We start from the raw sequence: 18,196 nt of genomic DNA on the forward strand, positions 1-18,196 counted from the left end.
AGCGCGGCTTTTGCGCGCCGGGTCGAAATTCACCGATCAGTGGCTTGTCCGGGGCCTGTAACGCCGCTGTCATACCGCCACACAACCGCAATATCCGCGGTCCACATGCAGCCCGGACGAACCGCATGTGGAGGGCAAGACATGGCGAATCGCTCGAAGACTTCTGCCGCGCCGATGGCGCTCCCGGCATGGCTCGACCTGCCCGAACCGCGCGGCTTCCGGCCCAAGCGCAAATGCCGCACGATCTGGATCAGCGACATCCACCTGGGCACCCGCGGTTGCAACGCCGACCTGCTGCTCGACTTCCTTCGCGCGCACGAGTGCGAGACGCTGTATCTGGTCGGCGACATCGTCGACGGGTGGCGGCTGAAGAAGGGCTGGTACTGGCCCGACGCGCACAGCGAAGTGGTTCGGCGCGTGCTCAAGATGGCACACCGCGGCACCCGCGTGGTGCTGATCGCCGGAAACCATGACGAAATGCTGCGGCCCTATGCCGGGCTCAGCTTCGGCGGGGTCGAGATTGCGCTTGAGGCAGTGCACGTCACAGCGGACAAGCGCCGATTGCTGATCACCCACGGCGACGCCTTCGACGTGGTGGTGCTCTATCACCGCTGGCTCGCCTTCCTTGGCGACCAGGCCTACGAGCTGTTGCTGCGCGGGAATGTCCTGCTCAATGCGGTGCGGCGGCGCCTGAAGCTGCCGTACTGGTCGCTGTCGTCCTATCTGAAGAAGCGCGTGAAGAACGCCGTCGCCTTTATCGGTGAATTCGAAGAGGCCGTGGCCCACGCCGCGCGCGAACGCCACGTCGACGGCGTGGTCTGCGGCCATATCCACTGCGCCGAGATCCGCCAGATCGGCGGCGTTACCTATTACAACGACGGCGACTGGGTCGAAAGCTGCACCGCATTGGTCGAGGATTTCGATGGCACCATCGCGATCGTCGACTGGCTGGCGCAGCAGCGCAAACCGCAACCCGAAGAAGCCCGGCCAGCCTTGCCGCTACCGCAGGCCGATGAACGCACCGAATATCTCCCGACGAAGGAAATGGCATGAGAATCGCCCTTTGCACCGATGCGTGGCACCCCCAGGTCAACGGCGTCGTCCGCTCGCTTTCGACCACGGTGGGTGGCCTGGTCGCGCGCGGCCATGACGTCGAACTGGTTGTCCCCGAACAGTTCCGTACCGTCGCCATGCCGGGCTACAGCGAAATTCGCCTGGCCGTGCTGCCGCGGTTCGGCACGCGCCGCACGTTGACCGATTTCCAGCCCGACGTGGTTCACATCGCCACCGAAGGGCCGATCGGCTGGGCCGCGCGGGCCTGGTGCCTGGCGCGCGGGGTGCCGTTCACCACCGCGTTCCACACTCGCTTCCCCGACTATGCGGCGGTGCGCACCGGCCTGGATGCCGAACGGTTCTGGCCGATCATGCGCCGCTTCCACGCGCCGGCGCGCGCCGTGCTGGTTTCTACCCCTGCCCTGCAGCGGGAACTGGCGGAGCGCGGCTTGCCGCAGAGCCACCTGTGGAGCCGCGGAATCGACCGCACCGTCTTTCACCCCGGCCATGCCCCGCTGCCCGAACTGGCAGCACTGCAAGGGCCGATCCAGCTCTACGTCGGCCGCGTCGCCGCCGAAAAGAACCTGCCCGCCTTCCTCTCGGCGGACACGCCCGGTCACAAGGTGGTGGTTGGTGACGGTCCCGACCTGAACCGGCTGAAGGCGCAGTTCCCCGCCGCCCGCTTCCTTGGCGCGCTGAGCGGGATCGACCTTGCCCGCGCCTATTGCAGCGCCGACGTCTTCGCCTTCCCCAGCCGCACCGATACCTTCGGGCTGGTGCTGATCGAAGCGCTGGCCTGCGGCGTCCCGGTCGCGGCCTATCCGGTACCGGGTCCACTCGACATCGTCGGCCCCGACGGACGCGGCGCCGACGGCAACCACCCGGCCACGGTTGGCGCGCTGGACGAGGATCTGGGCCTGGCCATCCGCAAGGCTCTGCGCTGCGACCCGCTCGGCGCGGCAGTGATGGGAGCGAGCTACAGTTGGGACCGCGCGACCGACCAGTTCGTCGCCGCGCTGACCGCCGCGACCAAGCGCGCGCCTATGCCGGCGATTCCTCGAAAGGCGGTTCCAGCGTAATCGGATCGGCCAGGGTCATCCGGTCGAGCATCGCTGCCATCTCGTCGCGCAGGGTCAGCATCAGCCCGCGCAGGCGGCATTCGGCCTCGGGCAGGCAGTTGTTGCAGGTCTCGTGGGCGTTGCGTGCGGCGCAGGGAACCAGCGCCAGGCTGCCCCGCGTCAGCCGGATGATATCGCCATAGCGAATGTCGACCGGGGCCAGCGCCAGTTCGTACCCGCCATCGCGCCCACGGTGCGACACGACCAGCCCCTCGCGAACCATTTCCGAGAGGATAACGGTCAGGAACTTGCGCGGGATGTTCTGCGCCTCGGCAATCGCATCCAGCCGCACGGGTCCTTGCCGCCAGGTGTCGGCCAGGTGCTGCAGGGCGCGGATCGTATAGCGGGTTTTCTGCGAGAGCATGGGAGACGCCATAACAGCGCCTGGCTGAACGGAATGTCAACCGCGGAGGTAGAACGCCCCTACCGCGCAAATTGCCGCGAAGTCGCAACGTCATCGAGCAATGCCTCGATCCGCGGCATCAGCCGGCCCCGCGCCAACCAGTAATCATCGTTCATGCCCGGAATGTCGCTCCAGTCGCGCAGGTCTTGGATGCGGCTCCGGTCGAACGCCGACGGCAGGGCCTGGAAGGTCACCACCACGTCGGCAGCGGCAAGATCGGCCATGGTTAGCCGCAGCAGCGGTTCGCGGCGCGGATCGATCCCGTCCTGGGCCAGCGCGGCGGCAAGCTTGGGCGAAACGTCATCGGACGGATTGATCCCGCGTGACATGGTACGGACTCGCTGCCCGCGCTGCGCTGCGATGCGGCGCAGGTGTTCGCGCGCGATCGGGCTCTTGACCGTGCCATGCTCGCACACGAACAGCACCAGCGGTGCGCGGGTACGGCGCGGCGCCGTAACACAACCAGCCAGAGCGGCGAGGCCACCAATGGCAACCGCCCGTCGCGTTAGGGAAAAAAGTGTATTGGACACAGAGCGCCTCCTGCCAGGAAAGGCGCGACTGTTGGGCCTTGCGGCCTGACCGGGGAGTCGCCTGGACCCGGTACGATCGTGTCAGCCTTGCGCGATCAGCTCGCCGTCGTCCCCGCGGCGTGCTTGTTCATCAGATCGAAGGCCTTCTTGTACCATTCATTGCCGGGATAGTTCGCGCCCAGCACGGCGGCGTTTTTCTGCGCTTCCTCGGGGATGCCCATCGCCAGGTTGGTTTCGACGAGGCGGTACAGCGCCTCGGGCGTGTGGCTGGTGGTCTGGTAGCTGTCGATCACATTGCGGAAGCGCTGCGAGGCGGCGAGCCACTTGCCCGAGCGTTCATAGAACCGCCCGATGTCCATTTCCTTGCCCGCGAGGTGATCGTTGACCAGGTCAAGCTTGAGCCGCGCATCGTCGGCATAGCGGGTGCTTGGATAGCGACGGATCAGCTCGGTCAGGGCATCCTTGGCCTGTAGCGTATCCTTCTGGTCGCGCGCCACGTCGCTGATCTGCTCGTAGTAGGACAGCGCGATCAGGTAATAGGCATAGGGCGCATCGCGGTTGCCGGGGTGGATCGACAGGAACCGCTGCGCGTTCTGGATCGCCTTGGTGTAATCGCCCCCGGCGTAATAGGAAAACGCGCTCATCAGCTGGGCGCGGCGGGCCCATGGCGAATAGGGGTGCTGGCGCTCCACCTCGTCGAACAGCGCGGCGGCGGTCTTGGTATCGCCGCGGTCGAGCTTGTCCTTGGCGGCAGCATAAAGCGTATCGACATCGCGCGCCACGAAAGCGGTATCGCGCGCCTTGCCGCCCCGTCCGGCACAGCCCCCGGTCAGCACCACCGCCACTCCCGCGGCGGCAAGCAGGGCGAGTTTCAGGGGCGAACGAGCAGGGTCACGGGCGATCATGGGCCCAGCCTATAGCCAGAGCCTTGCTGAACGCCAAGTGAAGTTCGCCGCTTCGTGCACAGCCGCGCCGGAGTGGTGCCGATATGAAAAGGGCGGCGCCTTGCGGCACCGCCCCTTCCGTACTTTCGGCGATCGGGCAGATCAGAACTTGAAGCTGGCCCCGGCGCGGAAGTTGCGCCCGATCAGCCCGGCATAATGCCAGGTGGTCAGGAAGTTCGGCGCGCTGGCATAGGCCGCCGGAGCGACCGGTGCCCGAACATCGAACAGGTTCTTGACGCTGACCCAGAACTGGAAGTTCTCGGTCGGGGTGACCGTGACGTTGAGGTCGTTGTTGATGAACGGCCGGACATAGCAGAACTGGTTGAGGTCGGCCGAACGGTAGAGGCTGGCCGAGCAGTCCGTGGTATACGGAGCACTGGGCGGTCCGGCCTGCTGGTCGGTCGACACTTCCTTGATCCGGCCCGTGTAGTACGTTGTCAGGCTGACCGCGACCTTGCCGAAATCGAGCGTGTTCTGCCAGTTGCCGCGCCAGCTTGGCGTGCCATTGCCCGACGAAAGGTCGTAGGGTCCGAAGGTGCCGGCATATTTCTGGACGCCGTTGGGGGCGTGCAGATCATACTGGATCACGTGGTTGACATCCAGCTTGCTGGTAAAGCGGACGCTGTCGCTGAGGCGCAGCTTTACAGTGGCCGAAAAGTCGATGCCCGAAGTGATTGCGTAGTTCGCATTCACGTAGGGTACGTTGATGATCAGCACGCGCGGCAGGGCGTTCGGGAACAGCGGGTCGATCGCATCAACCAGGTTGACCGAATAGCCCTGGCCTACACCCGCGACTGCGGTCTGCGCAGCGGCCAGGTCGGCGGCGCCGAAATAGGCCGCGACAGCCTTGCCGATATCGGGCCCGGCCACGATCAGGTCGGATTTCTTCACATTGTAGTAGTCAGCCGTGAAGCTGAACCACGGCGTCGGCGCGAGGATGAGGCCGGCGGTGAACGACCGGGACTTTTCCGGTTTCAGGTTGGGGTTGCCCGCCACGCCGCGGCCCAGAGAATAGGCGACGTTGTAGGGGTTGCCGTTGGCCGAGCAGGTTGTCGTGGTGCCCGTTCCGCCGTGGGCAAGGATGAAAGCGCACGGCGGCGTTGTGGTGACGAAGCCGGCGTACTGGCTGCGCGGGCCGCTTTCGGCGAAGGTCGGGGCGCGGAAGCCCTGCGAATAGGTACCGCGCAGCGCCACTTCCTTGATCGGCTGGAACTTGATCCCGACCTTCGGTGAAAAGCGGCTGAACCCTTCCGAATAGTGGTCGTAGCGGCCCGAGACGTTGACATCGAGGCTTTCCAGCAGCGGTGCGTCGAGTTCGGCATAGGCGGCCGAGACGGTATGGCTGCCAAAGGCCGAAGCCGTGGTCAGGCCATAGGTATCCAGCGCGGCGTTCTGGTTGTTGTTTTCCAGCATCTCGTAACGGATCTGACCGCCGACCGCGAGCTGCAGCGGGCCGCCAGGCAGGTCCATCAGCTCGCCGGCGATCGACGCGTCGGCGCCGTACATCAGCGAATGCGACGGCGTCTTCTTGTCGGGAGCCAGTGCTTGGCGCACGGCATCGCTGTTCAGCTGCGGATTGACGAAGTTGTAGCTGCCGGTGTTGATCGCCTTGCTGAGCGCGGCAATGTTGAGCAGGCCGTGCTGGAGCAGCGTCAGATTGTCGCGCGCCCAGACGCCTTCGACCCGCCAGTTCCACTTGTCGCTGAGCTTGCCATTGAGGCCCGCAGAGAAGCGATAGACGTCATTGGTGCGTTCGCTGCCGGCCTTGATGTCGTCGAACAGGTAATAGATGCGCGCCGCGCCGTTGGTGGGATCGGCGGCATAGGCGGCGGCGTAGGGGTTGTTCGGATTAAGCTGGCGGTCGGTCGCCGTGGCGCAGTTGACCCCGGCCGAGCAGATATAGACCGGCAGGACGATGCCCGGATTGCTCGAGGAAACCAGCGGGCTGCCGCCAAACGGCTGGTTCTGCCGCACCGCAGATGCGAATGCGCTGGTGATGTTGACGAAGCTCCGGCTGAAGCTGCCGGTGATGTAGCCTTCGATGTCGTCAGACAGGCGCAAGCTGAGCCGGCCGCTGAGCGAGTAGCGCTCCTGCAGCGGCTGGATCTGACGATAGCGATCTTCCAGGTTGTATTTGCAGCCGACACCGCGCGAACCGCCGGTGGTCACCGCGAAAGTGCCGCTGGTGCAGTTGCCCAGCCCCAGTGCGGTGTAGGTTGCGTAAGTCTGACCGGGGTCGTTGAAGACGGTGCGGCCGCCGCTCAGCGGGTTGTTGAGGTCGCCCTGGGTGGTGCGCACGACATAGGCGGTCGGCACGTTGACGGTCAGCGACTGGTCGGCCGAGTTGCCGTCGAGCCCGCCGATCGGGGTCAGATCGCGCGTGTTATAGGGAAAGCCGCGGCTGCTGTTCGAAACGCGGCCGTCCCACTGATATTCACCGTTGAGGTAGAAGTTGAAGCCCTGCTCCTCGTAGTTGCCGATGCCCACGGTCAGGTCGGCGCGGCGGTGGCCGGCATCGCCGCGGCTGGCGACGCCGCCTTCGATCGCACCGGCAACGCCGTTGAACTGCTTCTTCATGATCAGATTGACCACGCCGCCGATCGCGTCGGCACCATAGGTCGACGAAGCGCCGTCCTTCAGCACTTCGACCCGCTCGACCAGGCTGAACGGGATCGAGTTTAGATCGACGTAGGCGTTGTGCCCGTCATCGTTGATCGGAAAGTTGGTCGAGCGCAGCCCGTCAACCAGCACCAGCGTAGACGAGACGCCCAGGCCGCGCAGCGACACGGCCGAACCGCCGGCCGAAAAGCCGGTCTGGAAGCCGGTACCGATCGACCCGGCGCTGTCGGCCGAGATCGAGCGAATCGCGTCGGAAATGGTCGAGATACCCGCCTTCTGCAGGCTGTCCGCAGTCAGCACGCTGACCGGCGAAGGCGTTTCGGTGTCGGTGCGGCGCAGCAGCGAGCCGGTAACGACGATCTGCTGGCCCTCGCCCGCGGTATCCTCGTCGGTGGCAGCTTGCGGTGCGGCAGGATCAGCGGCCGACTGGGCCAGTGCCGGCGCGGCAAAGCTGCCCAGTGCGATCGCGGTGCACGCAGCACCGCGCATCAACAAGGCTGTGAAAGACGAATGAGACATGAAAAAAGCTCCCTGCTTGTCGGATCTAAACTGCGGCCCTCCCCCCACAGGAAAGCGCGTCGAATGCCGCGCTGTGCTATACAACTAAGGCAGTTGTAAAGAGGCCCCGGCGACGCCGGTATGTCTTTCGTCGATAAGTGTCCGACCGTGGCCGGAATGCCGCACCCCGCCAGCCCCCCCGCACCCCGCACCTCGCACCCCGCGCTGTCCTACAGCCCCGGCGCTGTGGCATAAGCGCTGCCCCTTCAGCCCCACGGATCCGCTCGATCATGACCATCGACAAGCGCCGCCCCTCACGCCGCGCCGCCCCGCTCCCCCAGTTCACCCCCGTCCCCCGCCAGTGCCAACGCCACGACGGCTGGACCGAAGAGCGCCAGCGCGGCTTTATCGAGGCGCTGGCCGACACCGGCAGCGTCAAGGCCGCCGCACACCGCGTCAACATGACCCCCGAAGGCGCCTACCTGCTGCGCCGCCACCCCCAGGCCCGCAGCTTTCGCACAGCGTGGGAGGCCGCGCTCGCCCTCGGCGTGCAGCAGCTTGAGGACATTGCCATGGAACGCGCGCTCCACGGCACCGAAGTTCCGGTCTATTCCTATGGCAAACTGATCGGCAGCCGGATCGTCCACAACGACCGCCTGCTGATGTTCCTGCTGCGCAACCGCGCCCCAACGCGCTTCGCCGCCGACGGCCGCGCCACGGCCCGGCGCTCGGCCCTCCACGACCCGGCCGAGGCCAATCGCCTTTCCCGCCTGAAAGCGCAGTGGCGCAAGGAATGGGAGGCCGAGCGCGCCGCCGCCAGCGCCAAGTCGAGCGAGGAACTGATCGAATCGATCAACGCCAAGCTGGAAAAGATCAAGGAGCGCCGCCACGCCGCCATGACCCCGCAAACCCGCGCGCTCCACGACGCCTACCACGCCGCCCTTGCTGCCGATGAAGCCGCCGAAGAGGCCGCAGAAGCGGACGCACGCGAAGACGACGAACCCGCCCCCACCCACCGCCTCGAATGGCGCGACTACCGCACGGACGATGACAATCGGCCGGAGACCAACTCATGAGCATCCGCGAACTGCCCGACTTCCTCAAGCACGGCGACACCCAGCTCGGCGCCGGCCGCCCGCGCTACCCCGGCATGCAGATTGGAAGAGGCTTCCCCGAAGCGCGCCCCCGCCCCGAACCGCTGGGTTGCGATCCGGCGAGCGAGCGGGAATCGGCGGTGTGGGAGTGGGTGCAGCGTTTGGCGGAGTGAAAGCCGCTCTCAAAATCCGTGATGTGCCCGGTGCCACGCCAGAAACTGCGGATGCGGGCGATGCTCGGTCCGATCCGGCGCGAGGAGTTTTCGGTTTGAATTGAACACCGCTTCAACGCCCTCGCGGTCGTTTACCTTGCGATGCACCAGAATCGATAGATCATCGGCGAAGCCGATCAGCCCCCGGTCGAACATCCAGTGCGCGGTGCCTGATAGGGCCAGCCCATTGCGTACGCTGTCTGGCCCGCCATGCTCGACTGGGCGGATATGCGCGGCCTCAGCTTCGAGCCGTCCACCCCCGTTTACGAGCCTCCACCCCGTGACCGCGCAACGCCCATCGTAAGCGTGCAGCACGGCACGACGGAACGCGCGGTCGCGGAAAGGGCGATTAATGAGCGATTGCACAATGTGTCGTTCGATCTCGAACGGCACTTGGTTCTCGCGTACACGGTCGAGTGGTTCAAGCTCGCCGACGCGTGGCAAGGTTTCATCCTCGGGCAAGCCCAACGTAATGATGCGCGCGAAATCTGAATTTGAAAGCGGACGCACGGCCGCCTGCGCGTTCGCCAGATCGCGCTCGACCGGCTGGCCATCGACCTTGTGCGGCACAGTTGGTTCGAAAGGCAGATAGCTACCCGGCTCAATAAGCGCGCGGTATCGATCGGACACATCCGGATCGGGCACGATCCGCTCAACCTTTGCGACGGCGAAGAAACCCTTCGACTGCGGCAGCTTCACTGGCTCACGATAGACGATCCAGTCACCGACCATCCGCTCGGCACGGCTCAGGTAGCTTTTCGGAAACTGGTAATGCACCTCAGGGATGTCGTCGTAGATTGACCCATCCTTGTGCATGAATACGCCGAAGGTCATCTTCCCTTACTTCATAACGAAATCATTTGCAGACGTATTCGGATGCCATGAGAATCTGATCTACCCAAGTATCCCAAAGATAGCCCAGCGTCGATGGATCACTCCACATCATAGCATCTGTAGGATGAAGCAATTTAGTATCAGAATACCGCACCTTGGCACTCTTCAGATCTGAAAAAGTCGCCTTTCCGAGATGAGCCGTCGCGTTCCGACATGTTTGCAAATCCCTAATACTCAATGGAATGGCCAACCCGCTCAGGATTTGAGCATCGTTTGAGACTCCCAGATTGCTCGCGATCAAAATAGCTTTGTCGACGTCGCCCCACGTCGGCTCAAGGTGCGGACCCTTGATTGGCTTGATTAAATTAATCGGATTCTTCTGGGCTAGCTGCATACATACGAAGGCAATCTCCTCCTCCGTGTGGATGGAGTATGGGCAGGTTGTGAGAGCACCATTGTCTTGGATAGCACCTTTAGCACTGTCAATCAGAACCGAGCGTACAAATTGACCCCAATATTGCCAAAGTGGCGAAATTAAGCCTTCTCTGAGAGCAACCTTGTCCAATTGCCGCAGCTTATGTTTAACTCCCAGGTGCCGTGTAAAGCCAGCATTCAGAGTCTTAACCTGGATTGTCAGACGGTGACGATGTTGACTAAGCGAGGTCGGCATCTATCCTCGCTGGCACCTCCGAGCCAAGCGCACGCAAAATCGCAGCGACACGCGCCATTCGCCGCGGTGCACGGTTGGTACCCCCTGCCGTCCCCCAAACATAGATGCCGAACGGACCGTCTCGCTCCCTTGCTTCATGGGCTCGGGCAAGCTCTACTAAGCGTTCGTTCGCCCGACGAGGATCTGCGCAAAAAGAGTTCGACGTCGGGACCCCAAACTGGCGCGAAATAGCCTCGATCCCATATTTTTTATGGATCAGTGCCGTTAGAAGAGAATGAAGCGCATAGGGCTTCATAAGATATGAACCTCTTAAATCAGCAAAATTCTCTATAATATACTCGACCGACGATCTAATTTTTTCACGATCTGGCTCGCGCTCAAGATAATCATCGTTGTTTTTTTCATATAGATTCGTCAGAATAGACGGACTTGTACTGACAACACCCTCACGGATCGAGAGGATTGTATCCGCTAGCAATTCGGCATCAGCCATTCTAACTATCTGTCGATCAGTGAAGACCTGATATTCTTGGAAGAATTCGCTAAGATCGTCAGACAGATCATTGATAGACCACTTAAATGCACCTTGAAATGAAGAGTGACGCTTTTCAGCCTCATTCAGTGGCAAGGTGTAAGCATTCATTCGCCTAAACATTTGCAGTATTTCGGAACGTCTCGCGTTTCTGATAACATCCGCAGAAACTGTATACGCGCGAAAGCGGTCTTGCGTTTCCTCATCGAGCTGGCTGAATCTCATTCCAGCCCAGCGCGAAAATCCCCGAATGGCAAACTCATCGTTCAAATATCGCTGAATGGTCTTGATTCTCTGCTGACCGTCCACCAGTTCTCGCTTCAGTTGTCGCTCAGCTCTATCCATGAATTCATACAGATAAATTTTTGGAAATGGAAATTCTTCCAAGATTGTATCGATGAAATAACTGCTAGGCCCTTCGGGCCAAAGGCCAGATCCACGCTGATAGTCTGAATTGATGATGAGCTCACGCCGATCAATCATCCCGACAATTTCAGATATACTATAATTGTTCGTGGTAATCTGCATTCACTCATCCTCGTGAGGCACTATCTTAAACTCGCTCCAGCGCTTCAGCAATGCCGCAGTGATAGCCTAATGCGGAACGCTCACTTTCCCTCCGTATACCAAGGATTCTGGAGGCACTCCTCCATCCCGCCGTTATTCCTCGCCCATGCGGAGCGCTGCAATGAAAGCCTCCTGGGGGATCGAGACGTTGCCGTATTCCCGCATCCGGGCTTTCCCCTTCTTCTGCTTTTCCAGCAGCTTCTTCTTGCGGGTAATATCCCCACCATAGCACTTGGCGGTCACGTCCTTGCGCATCGCGGCGATGGTTTCGCGGGCGATTACCTTGCCGCCGATCGCGGCCTGGATCGGGATCTTGAACAGGTGGCGGGGGATCAGGTCTTTGAGGCGCTCGCACATGCCGCGGCCGCGTTCTTCGGCGACGGCGCGGTGGACGATCATCGACAGGGCGTCGACCGGCTCGTTGTTGACCAGGATGGACATCTTGACCAGGTCGCCTTCGCGCAGGCCGATCTGCTCGTAATCGAAGCTGGCATAACCGCGGCTGATGCTTTTGAGGCGATCGTAGAAATCGAACACCACTTCGTTGAGCGGCAGCTCGTAAGTCACCTGGGCGCGGCCGCCGACGTACGTGAGCCCGGTCTGGATCCCGCGGCGGTCCTGGCACAGCTTGAGGATCGAGCCGAGGTATTCGTCGGGGGTATAGATCACCGCCTTGATCCACGGTTCGTCGATCTGTTCGATCCGGCTGGGATCGGGGTAATCGGCGGGGTTGTGGAGCATGATCTCGCGCGCGTCGTCGGTCTTCGATTTGCGCAGTTCGATGCGGTAGACCACCGAGGGCGCGGTGGTGATCAGATCGAGATCGTATTCGCGGGTCAGCCGTTCCTGGATGATTTCGAGGTGGAGCAGGCCAAGGAAACCGCAGCGGAAGCCGAAGCCGAGCGCGGCGCTGCTTTCCATTTCGAAACTGAACGAGGCGTCGTTGAGGCGCAGCTTGGCGATTGATTCGCGCAGCTTCTCGAAATCGGCGGCGTCGACCGGGAACAGCCCGCAGAACACCACCGGCTGGACTTCCTTGAAGCCGGGGAGCGCCTGGGCGGCGCCGGCCTTGACCGTGGTGATGGTATCGCCGACCTTGGCCTGGGCGACTTCCTTGATCTGGGCGGTGATGAAGCCGATCTCGCCCGGGCCCAATTCGGCCAGCTGCTCGATCTTGGGAGTCATGCAGCCGACCCGGTCGATCAGGTGTTCGGTGCCGCCGGCCATGAACTTGACGCTGAGGCCCTTCCTGATCACCCCGTCGATCACCCGGACGAGGATGACCACGCCGAGGTAGGGATCGTACCAGGAATCGACCAGCATCGCCTTGAGCGGGGCGTCGCGGTCGCCCTTGGGCGGCGGGATGCGGGTGACCACGGCCTCGAGCACTTCGGCGATGCCGATCCCCGACTTGGCGCTGGTGAGGACGGCCTGGCTGGCGTCGAGGCCGATGATCTCCTCGATCTCGGCCTTGACCTTGTCGGGTTCGGCGGCGGGGAGGTCGATCTTGTTGATGACCGGGACGATCTCGTGGTCGTGCTCGATCGACTGGTAGACGTTGGCCAGCGTCTGCGCCTCGACCCCTTGCGCGGCGTCGACGACGAGCAGCGCGCCCTCGCAGGCGGCGAGGGAGCGCGAGACTTCATAGGCGAAGTCGACGTGGCCGGGGGTGTCCATCAGATTGAGCTCGTAGTCGAGGCCGTCTTGCGCCTTGTACTTGAGGCGCACCGTCTGGGCCTTGATGGTGATCCCGCGCTCTTTCTCTATGTCCATGTTATCAAGGACTTGCGCACTCATCTCGCGCTCGGTCAGGCCGCCGGTGAACTGGATCAGGCGATCGGCCAGGGTCGACTTGCCGTGGTCGATGTGGGCGATGATGGAAAAGTTGCGGATACGGGACAAGTCGGTCATCCCGCCCCCCTAGCCGCCAACGGCGATGCTGTCAGCCCTGTCTCGCTATGCGATCTTGGACGGCTTGGTCTTGGTATCGACCTGCCCGAATTTGGGCAAGGTCAACGCCGCCCCCGGCTGCTGCATCAGCTGCATCGGATAGCTGCCTTGCGGCAAGGCCTGCAGCGGCATCCCGGCCTGGGCCAGGACATAGGGCGATACACGGTGGCGGGTACACAGACCGCCAGCCCCGTCGTCGACCAGTTGCTGCTCAAACTCGAGCCCCTGCATCGATCCGGCCGTGCGCCGCACCACGGCGACCGCCAGCTGCCCCTCGCCGAAATCGACGACGAATTGCGTGCCCGCCGGTACATCGATCAGTCCTTCGACCGCACAGCCGCTGCGCGACAGGTTACGCATCGTCACTTCGTAGCGGTGGTCTTCGTGAATCAGCCCGACCTTGCGCAGAACCGTGCGGCGTTCCGGACGGTACTTGCTCGGCCCTTCGGGCTCGATCGTCCATTCTCCGCTGGTCATCGCCTCTGCGACGTCTTCAAAGCAGACCGCAGACGCGTAGATGTAGCCCTGGATTTGACGCACGCGCAATTTGCGCATCGCTTCCAGTTCGTCGTGTGCCTCGATGCCTTCAGCGGTGGTGTCCATGTCGAGCGCTTCGGCCAAGCTGACGATTGCAGAGATGATCGCGGCATTGCGGTTGCCCGGCTGCGTGACGCCGCGAATGAAGGCCTTGTCGATCTTGATCTTGTCGAACGGCGCATGCTGGAGATAGCTGAGTGAGGAATAGCCCGTGCCAAAGTCGTCGAGTACCAGTCGAACGCCCAGCATCTTGAGCTGGTTAAACATCTCCTCTGTCGCAGCCTGGTCGCCCAGGAAGATCGACTCGGTCAATTCAAGTTCAAGGCGCTCGGGCGACAACTCAGCATGAGCCAGCGCTTGGGCTACGAGTGCCGGAAAACCCGGATTCGCGAACTGTGCCGCTGATACGTTGACGGCAATGCGAACATTGCCTGGCAACTGCGCGGCGTCGATGCACGCTTGCTTGAGGATCCAGTTGCCGAGGGCACCGATGAGATTGGCTTCTTCGGCAATCGGAATGAACACGCTGGGCGACACTTCGCCAAGTTCGGGGTGCTCCCAGCGCGCCAAGCTCTCAAGCGAAACTACCTGATTGGTCTTCGTATCGACAATCGGCTGATAGGCCACCCGCATCTGATCTCCGGACAGCGCATCGCGCAAATCCTCTTCGATCTGGCGCCGCCGCTCGGCCTCGCTATGGAGGTCGCTGGAATAAAACCGGAATTGTCCGCGTCCGCCGCCTTTGGAGGCGTAAAGAGCAAGGTCGGCAGAGCGTACCAGCTCCTCGCTGCTCACGCCGTCATAGGGCGCAATCGCGATACCCACTGACGCGCCGATGACACAGCGACTGCCGTCGATCTGATAGGGCTGCGACAGCATGGTGATAATTGTCCTGGCGATCTCACCCAAGCGTCCGCGATCATCAACGTCAGGCACCAGGATCTGAAATTCGTCGCCGCCAAGTCGGCCGATTTCCGCACCCTTCTCGACGACCACGCGCTGCAGGCGCTGGGCAACCTGCTTGAGCAATTCGTCGCCAGCGAGGTGGCCCAAAGTATCATTGACCTGCTTGAAACGATCGAGATCCAGCATCAGGACGGCACATGACCGTTTCGCCGCGCGGTAGGCAGCAAGCGTCGTTTCAAGCCGCTTGCCCATGCGGTGGCGGTTGGCCAGCCCAGTCAGCGAATCGTATTGGGCGAGGCGAGACGCGTCCTTTTGGCTCTGCCGCGATGCGGTGATGTCCACACCATTGCCATAATAGCCGAAAAAGCGGCCATCGGCATTGAACTGCGGGCGACCGGATATTGTCCACCACACGGTGGCCTCATCGCTGGCCGCACGAACCTGTAGCGAAGAGAACGTCTTCCGTGCGCTGAAGATCAGAGGGAGCGTCCGCTCCGACGCATTGTCGTCATCGCGGTCAAGTATGAACAGCGATTGGATCGGCTTCCCAAGCAGTTCGCCACGTGCCTTGCCCATTTTCTGGGCGACGATGTCGGACACATAGGTCAGGTTGCCCTGCTCGTCACTGGCCCAGAACCAGCCGATACCGGACTCTTCGTAGTCGCGCAGCAAAAGTATCGCCTGCTGCTGTTCCGAGCTGGATAAATGCACGGCTCCGCCCTTGCCTGCTCCCAGCAGGTTCTTGAAGCGGCTTAGTGCGTGTCCGGAACTTGCGCTCATCGTCCTTCGATCTTTGCAATCCGAAGCCAATCGGATTTGTACAATTACTAAGCATTCGTGGTTTAGATTTTGCTAACAAGGACAGGGAATTGCATGTTGGCGATCAAGCCGAACGTTGTTTCAGTGACCTTCCAGAATTCGACGGTGCCCCCGGTGTGATGAACGTAATCCGCCCGTTCTGGTCAAGTTCGAGGGGAGACGAGAATTCCACGCCCATGCGGTCTTCCTGACACCAGCGTGCGGTCGCCGTGGCCATTTCGCCTTCCGCCAGCATAATGCGGAAGATGGTCCCGGGCGGGACGTTCCATAGACCTTCGACCAGGGCCCCTGTCGCAGAGATGTTGCGGATTGTGCCGTGATACGTCTGCCCGCCGTGTTCCAGAACGATCTTGCGCAGCAACGTGTGGCGCACTGCGCGCGCTGCACGCGGCCCCTTGGCGATTGCCGTCGTGCCAACACGCAGCGTCTCGGTCGCCTGGGCCAGGCTAAGCGGCTTCTCATAGATATAACCCTGGACGTGACTGCAGCCGAGCATCCGCACGAGATCGAGTTCGTCCAGCGTCTCAACACCTTCTGCCGTCGTTTCCATGCCAAGTGCTTCGGCCAAGCTGACAATCGAAGCAATGATCGCGCCGTTGCGGCTACCGGTAATCGTAGCGCCGCGGACGAAACTCTGGTCGATCTTGATTTTGTCGAACGGCGCCTTCTTGAGATAGCCAAGCGATGAATAACCGGTCCCGAAATCGTCCAAAGCCAAGCGGACGCCAATGCGCTTGAGCGAAGCGAACATCGCGTCCGTGCCCTCATCGTCATTGAGGAAGACGCTTTCGGTGATTTCGAGTTCGAGCCGATTGGGATTGACCTGAGCCGAAGCCAGCGCGTTGGTAATCACTGCGGGCAAGTTCGGATTTGCAAACTGCAATGGAGACACGTTCACGGCGACCCGCACCGCCTCGGGCCAATTGGCCAGGTCGCGGCAAGCAGTGCGCAGCGCCCACTCACCGATCTGGGTGATAAGTCCGGAATCTTCCGCAATCGGAATAAATTTGGCGGGCGACATCGGCCCACGCACCGGGTGACGCCAGCGCAGCAGCGCTTCAAATCCGGTGATGCGTTCTGTCGAGGTGTGGACGACTGGCTGGTAATAGAGCTCGAGTCCGCCCTGGCCCAATGCATCGCGCAGGTCCTGTTCCAGCTGCCGGCGCTCTTCGGCATCGCTGTGCAGATCGGAAGCATAAAAATGGTGCCGCCCGCGGCCGCCATCCTTGGCAGCATAGAGCGCCAGATCCGCATTGCGGATAATTGCCTCGGAGGTAACGCCGTCATCGGGTGACAAAGCGATGCCAACGGAGACACCGATCACCACGCGATGTGAATCGATCGAGTAAGGCTCGGACAGATCGTTGATCACGCGCCGGGCCAATTGGGCCAGGTCTTCGCGCTGATGGTGTCCAGGCAGAACCACCTGGAATTCATCACCGCCAAGCCGGCCAACGCGGCCAACCTGACCCACCGCGCGCTCTAGGCGCTTCGCAACCTGGGTCAGCAAATTGTCGCCGGCAGGGTGCCCCATCGTATCGTTGACCTGCTTGAACCGATCGAGATCAAGCAGGAAAACAGCGCAGGCGCGGTGACTGAGGTTCGGTGCCGACAGAATTTTTTCCAGCGTCTGCGACATCTGGAAGCGGTTCGCCAGACCAGTCAGAGAATCATAATGGGCTAGCCGCGAGGCATGTTCAGCAGAACGGCGCTTTTCGGTCAGATCGCTGCCCGATCCGCGATATCCCAGGAAATTGCCGAAGGAGTCATAGATCGGTCTGCCACTGAGTGACCACCAGCGTTCTTCTTCAGGAGTCGCAGCACGCAAGGCAAGATCCGCAAACGCCGACCGCGCGGTGAAGTGAAAAGCCAGCGTCCGTTCGTTTTCCTGGCCTTGTCTCGACATGTCGAACAAGTCGGCCATCGGTCTTCCGACAAGATCGTCAACATTGCACTCCAAGACGTGCGCTACTGTATGCGATACGTAAACCACCGCGCCACGCCGGTCAGTTTCCCAGAACCAGCCTTGTCCGGTTTGCTCGTAATCGTTGAGGATTTCTTCGGCACGAACCTGACGGCGTTCGCGCTCAAGCAAACGATTCTCTTCCAACGCGTCAGCGCGGCTCTGCTTATGCGACAAATAGACTCCGACGATGACACCAACCGCCAAAGCAAAATAAGAGCCGAATGAGCCGACCTGAAGGGCTACCCCTCCCCACAATCCAACCTGCGCCGAGACAATGCCCACGATGCGTCGATTGAGAATTAGCGTCGCGAGAGAACTGACAATAACAAGCAGGCCGATAGAATCCACGTTTGCCAACGCTGCAGAAGCAGTCCAGCCTGAAACGCCAATACCGAACAGCGCCATCGGTATGGAAACCGATGCGACTTTCAAGACCTGGCGATGCCCACTGCGACGCACGTGCCGGCGTTCGAACCCTGCAATCGCTGGGGTCAATGCAGCCGCTGCAATGGCAATGATAATCAGCAAAGCATCGACCACTCTAGGGAGATGTGCGATCGCAACGCCGTTGAGCAGCGCTGCCCCGATCATTGTCGGGGCCATCAAAATCCAGTTCGGAACAATCTGCAAAGCGATGTCGGCGCGAGCTGGTTTGCGTGAAGGACTGGAAACCTGCGAGATTGCGCGGCTGCGCGGTGCTTGCAGCGGTTCCATTTGCGCCTGTGCGGCGGGTGTCTTCGGGGCAAGTTCCGACGCGCGCAGCCCCTGCACGTCCTCGGGTTCTCTAACTTGCCTCGCCTGCTGAGCGACCATATCCGGGCTTATGGCCGTCCAGCGCTTGAAAAACGGTTAAGTTTACCATTCTTTCGCGCCGACTGCCGTGGCTTGCGCTCGATTGGCAGGTGGTTCTTGAAAAGGTTTCGCCACCGGTGCATCCTCGCCGT

At 61.7% G+C, this 18,196-nt stretch carries 14 protein-coding genes; 4 read left to right on the forward strand and 10 right to left on the reverse strand.

The genetic code is table 11. The features are described 5' to 3' along the window. The first annotated feature begins 141 nt into the window (after positions 1-141). Both ACFFF7_RS00245 and ACFFF7_RS00250 read left to right on the forward strand, forming a co-directional pair. Positions 142-1,053, forward strand: coding sequence for a UDP-2,3-diacylglucosamine diphosphatase (locus ACFFF7_RS00245; RefSeq protein ID WP_379479359.1), 912 nt, complete (start codon positions 142-144; stop codon positions 1,051-1,053). Then, positions 1,050-2,132, forward strand: a complete 1,083-nt coding sequence (locus tag ACFFF7_RS00250) for a glycosyltransferase family 4 protein (protein ID WP_379479360.1) — start codon at positions 1,050-1,052, stop codon at positions 2,130-2,132. The genes ACFFF7_RS00245 and ACFFF7_RS00250 overlap by 4 nt, the downstream gene beginning before the upstream one ends. Here the strand turns inward: ACFFF7_RS00250 and ACFFF7_RS00255 are convergent. The 4 genes from ACFFF7_RS00255 to ACFFF7_RS00270 form a co-directional block, all read right to left on the reverse strand. After that, positions 2,095-2,535, reverse strand: a complete 441-nt coding sequence (locus tag ACFFF7_RS00255) for an RrF2 family transcriptional regulator (RefSeq protein ID WP_379479361.1) — start codon at positions 2,533-2,535, stop codon at positions 2,095-2,097. The genes ACFFF7_RS00250 and ACFFF7_RS00255 overlap by 38 nt on opposite strands. 59 nt (positions 2,536-2,594) lie before the next feature. Then, positions 2,595-3,104, reverse strand: coding sequence for an arsenate reductase/protein-tyrosine-phosphatase family protein (locus ACFFF7_RS00260; RefSeq protein WP_379479362.1), 510 nt, complete (start codon positions 3,102-3,104; stop codon positions 2,595-2,597). Between the two features lie 95 nt (positions 3,105-3,199). Then, complete coding sequence (locus ACFFF7_RS00265; RefSeq protein ID WP_379479363.1) at positions 3,200-4,009, reverse strand: outer membrane protein assembly factor BamD; 810 nt, start codon at positions 4,007-4,009, stop codon at positions 3,200-3,202. A 141-nt stretch (positions 4,010-4,150) separates the two neighbouring features. Then, positions 4,151-7,156, reverse strand: coding sequence for a TonB-dependent receptor plug domain-containing protein (locus tag ACFFF7_RS00270; protein ID WP_379479364.1), 3,006 nt, complete (start codon positions 7,154-7,156; stop codon positions 4,151-4,153). Between the two features lie 299 nt (positions 7,157-7,455). Between ACFFF7_RS00270 and ACFFF7_RS00275 the strand changes: the two genes are divergently transcribed. Both ACFFF7_RS00275 and ACFFF7_RS00280 read left to right on the forward strand, forming a co-directional pair. Continuing rightward, positions 7,456-8,241 (forward strand): hypothetical protein, encoded by a 786-nt coding sequence (locus ACFFF7_RS00275; protein WP_379479365.1) that lies wholly within the window; start codon positions 7,456-7,458, stop codon positions 8,239-8,241. Beyond that, entirely contained in the window at positions 8,238-8,432 is a 195-nt protein-coding gene (locus ACFFF7_RS00280) for a hypothetical protein (protein ID WP_379479366.1), read from the forward strand. The genes ACFFF7_RS00275 and ACFFF7_RS00280 overlap by 4 nt, the downstream gene beginning before the upstream one ends. Positions 8,433-8,441: 9 nt before the next feature. Here the strand turns inward: ACFFF7_RS00280 and ACFFF7_RS00285 are convergent, their stop codons facing one another. From ACFFF7_RS00285 to ACFFF7_RS00310, 6 genes are all read right to left on the reverse strand, one after another. Continuing rightward, complete coding sequence (locus tag ACFFF7_RS00285) at positions 8,442-9,305, reverse strand: HNH endonuclease (protein ID WP_379479367.1); 864 nt, start codon at positions 9,303-9,305, stop codon at positions 8,442-8,444. A gap of 22 nt (positions 9,306-9,327) precedes the next feature. Continuing rightward, complete coding sequence (locus ACFFF7_RS00290) at positions 9,328-9,975, reverse strand: hypothetical protein (protein WP_379479368.1); 648 nt, start codon at positions 9,973-9,975, stop codon at positions 9,328-9,330. Beyond that, positions 9,959-11,035: a DUF262 domain-containing protein gene (locus ACFFF7_RS00295; RefSeq protein WP_379479369.1), complete on the reverse strand. Its 1,077-nt coding sequence runs from the start codon at positions 11,033-11,035 to the stop codon at positions 9,959-9,961. The genes ACFFF7_RS00290 and ACFFF7_RS00295 overlap by 17 nt, the downstream gene beginning before the upstream one ends. Positions 11,036-11,167: 132 nt before the next feature. Continuing rightward, complete coding sequence (gene lepA, locus ACFFF7_RS00300) at positions 11,168-12,985, reverse strand: translation elongation factor 4 (RefSeq protein WP_379479370.1); 1,818 nt, start codon at positions 12,983-12,985, stop codon at positions 11,168-11,170. A gap of 45 nt (positions 12,986-13,030) precedes the next feature. Then, on the reverse strand, positions 13,031-15,247 hold the full coding sequence (locus ACFFF7_RS00305; RefSeq protein WP_379479371.1) for a putative bifunctional diguanylate cyclase/phosphodiesterase: 2,217 nt from the start codon (positions 15,245-15,247) through the stop codon (positions 13,031-13,033). Between the two features lie 103 nt (positions 15,248-15,350). Next, positions 15,351-18,065, reverse strand: coding sequence for an EAL domain-containing protein (locus ACFFF7_RS00310; protein WP_379479372.1), 2,715 nt, complete (start codon positions 18,063-18,065; stop codon positions 15,351-15,353). Positions 18,066-18,196 lie beyond the last annotated feature (131 nt).

The sequence above is a fragment of the Novosphingobium aquiterrae genome (genome assembly GCF_042434435.1).
Taxonomy (GTDB): domain Bacteria; phylum Pseudomonadota; class Alphaproteobacteria; order Sphingomonadales; family Sphingomonadaceae; genus Novosphingobium; species Novosphingobium aquiterrae.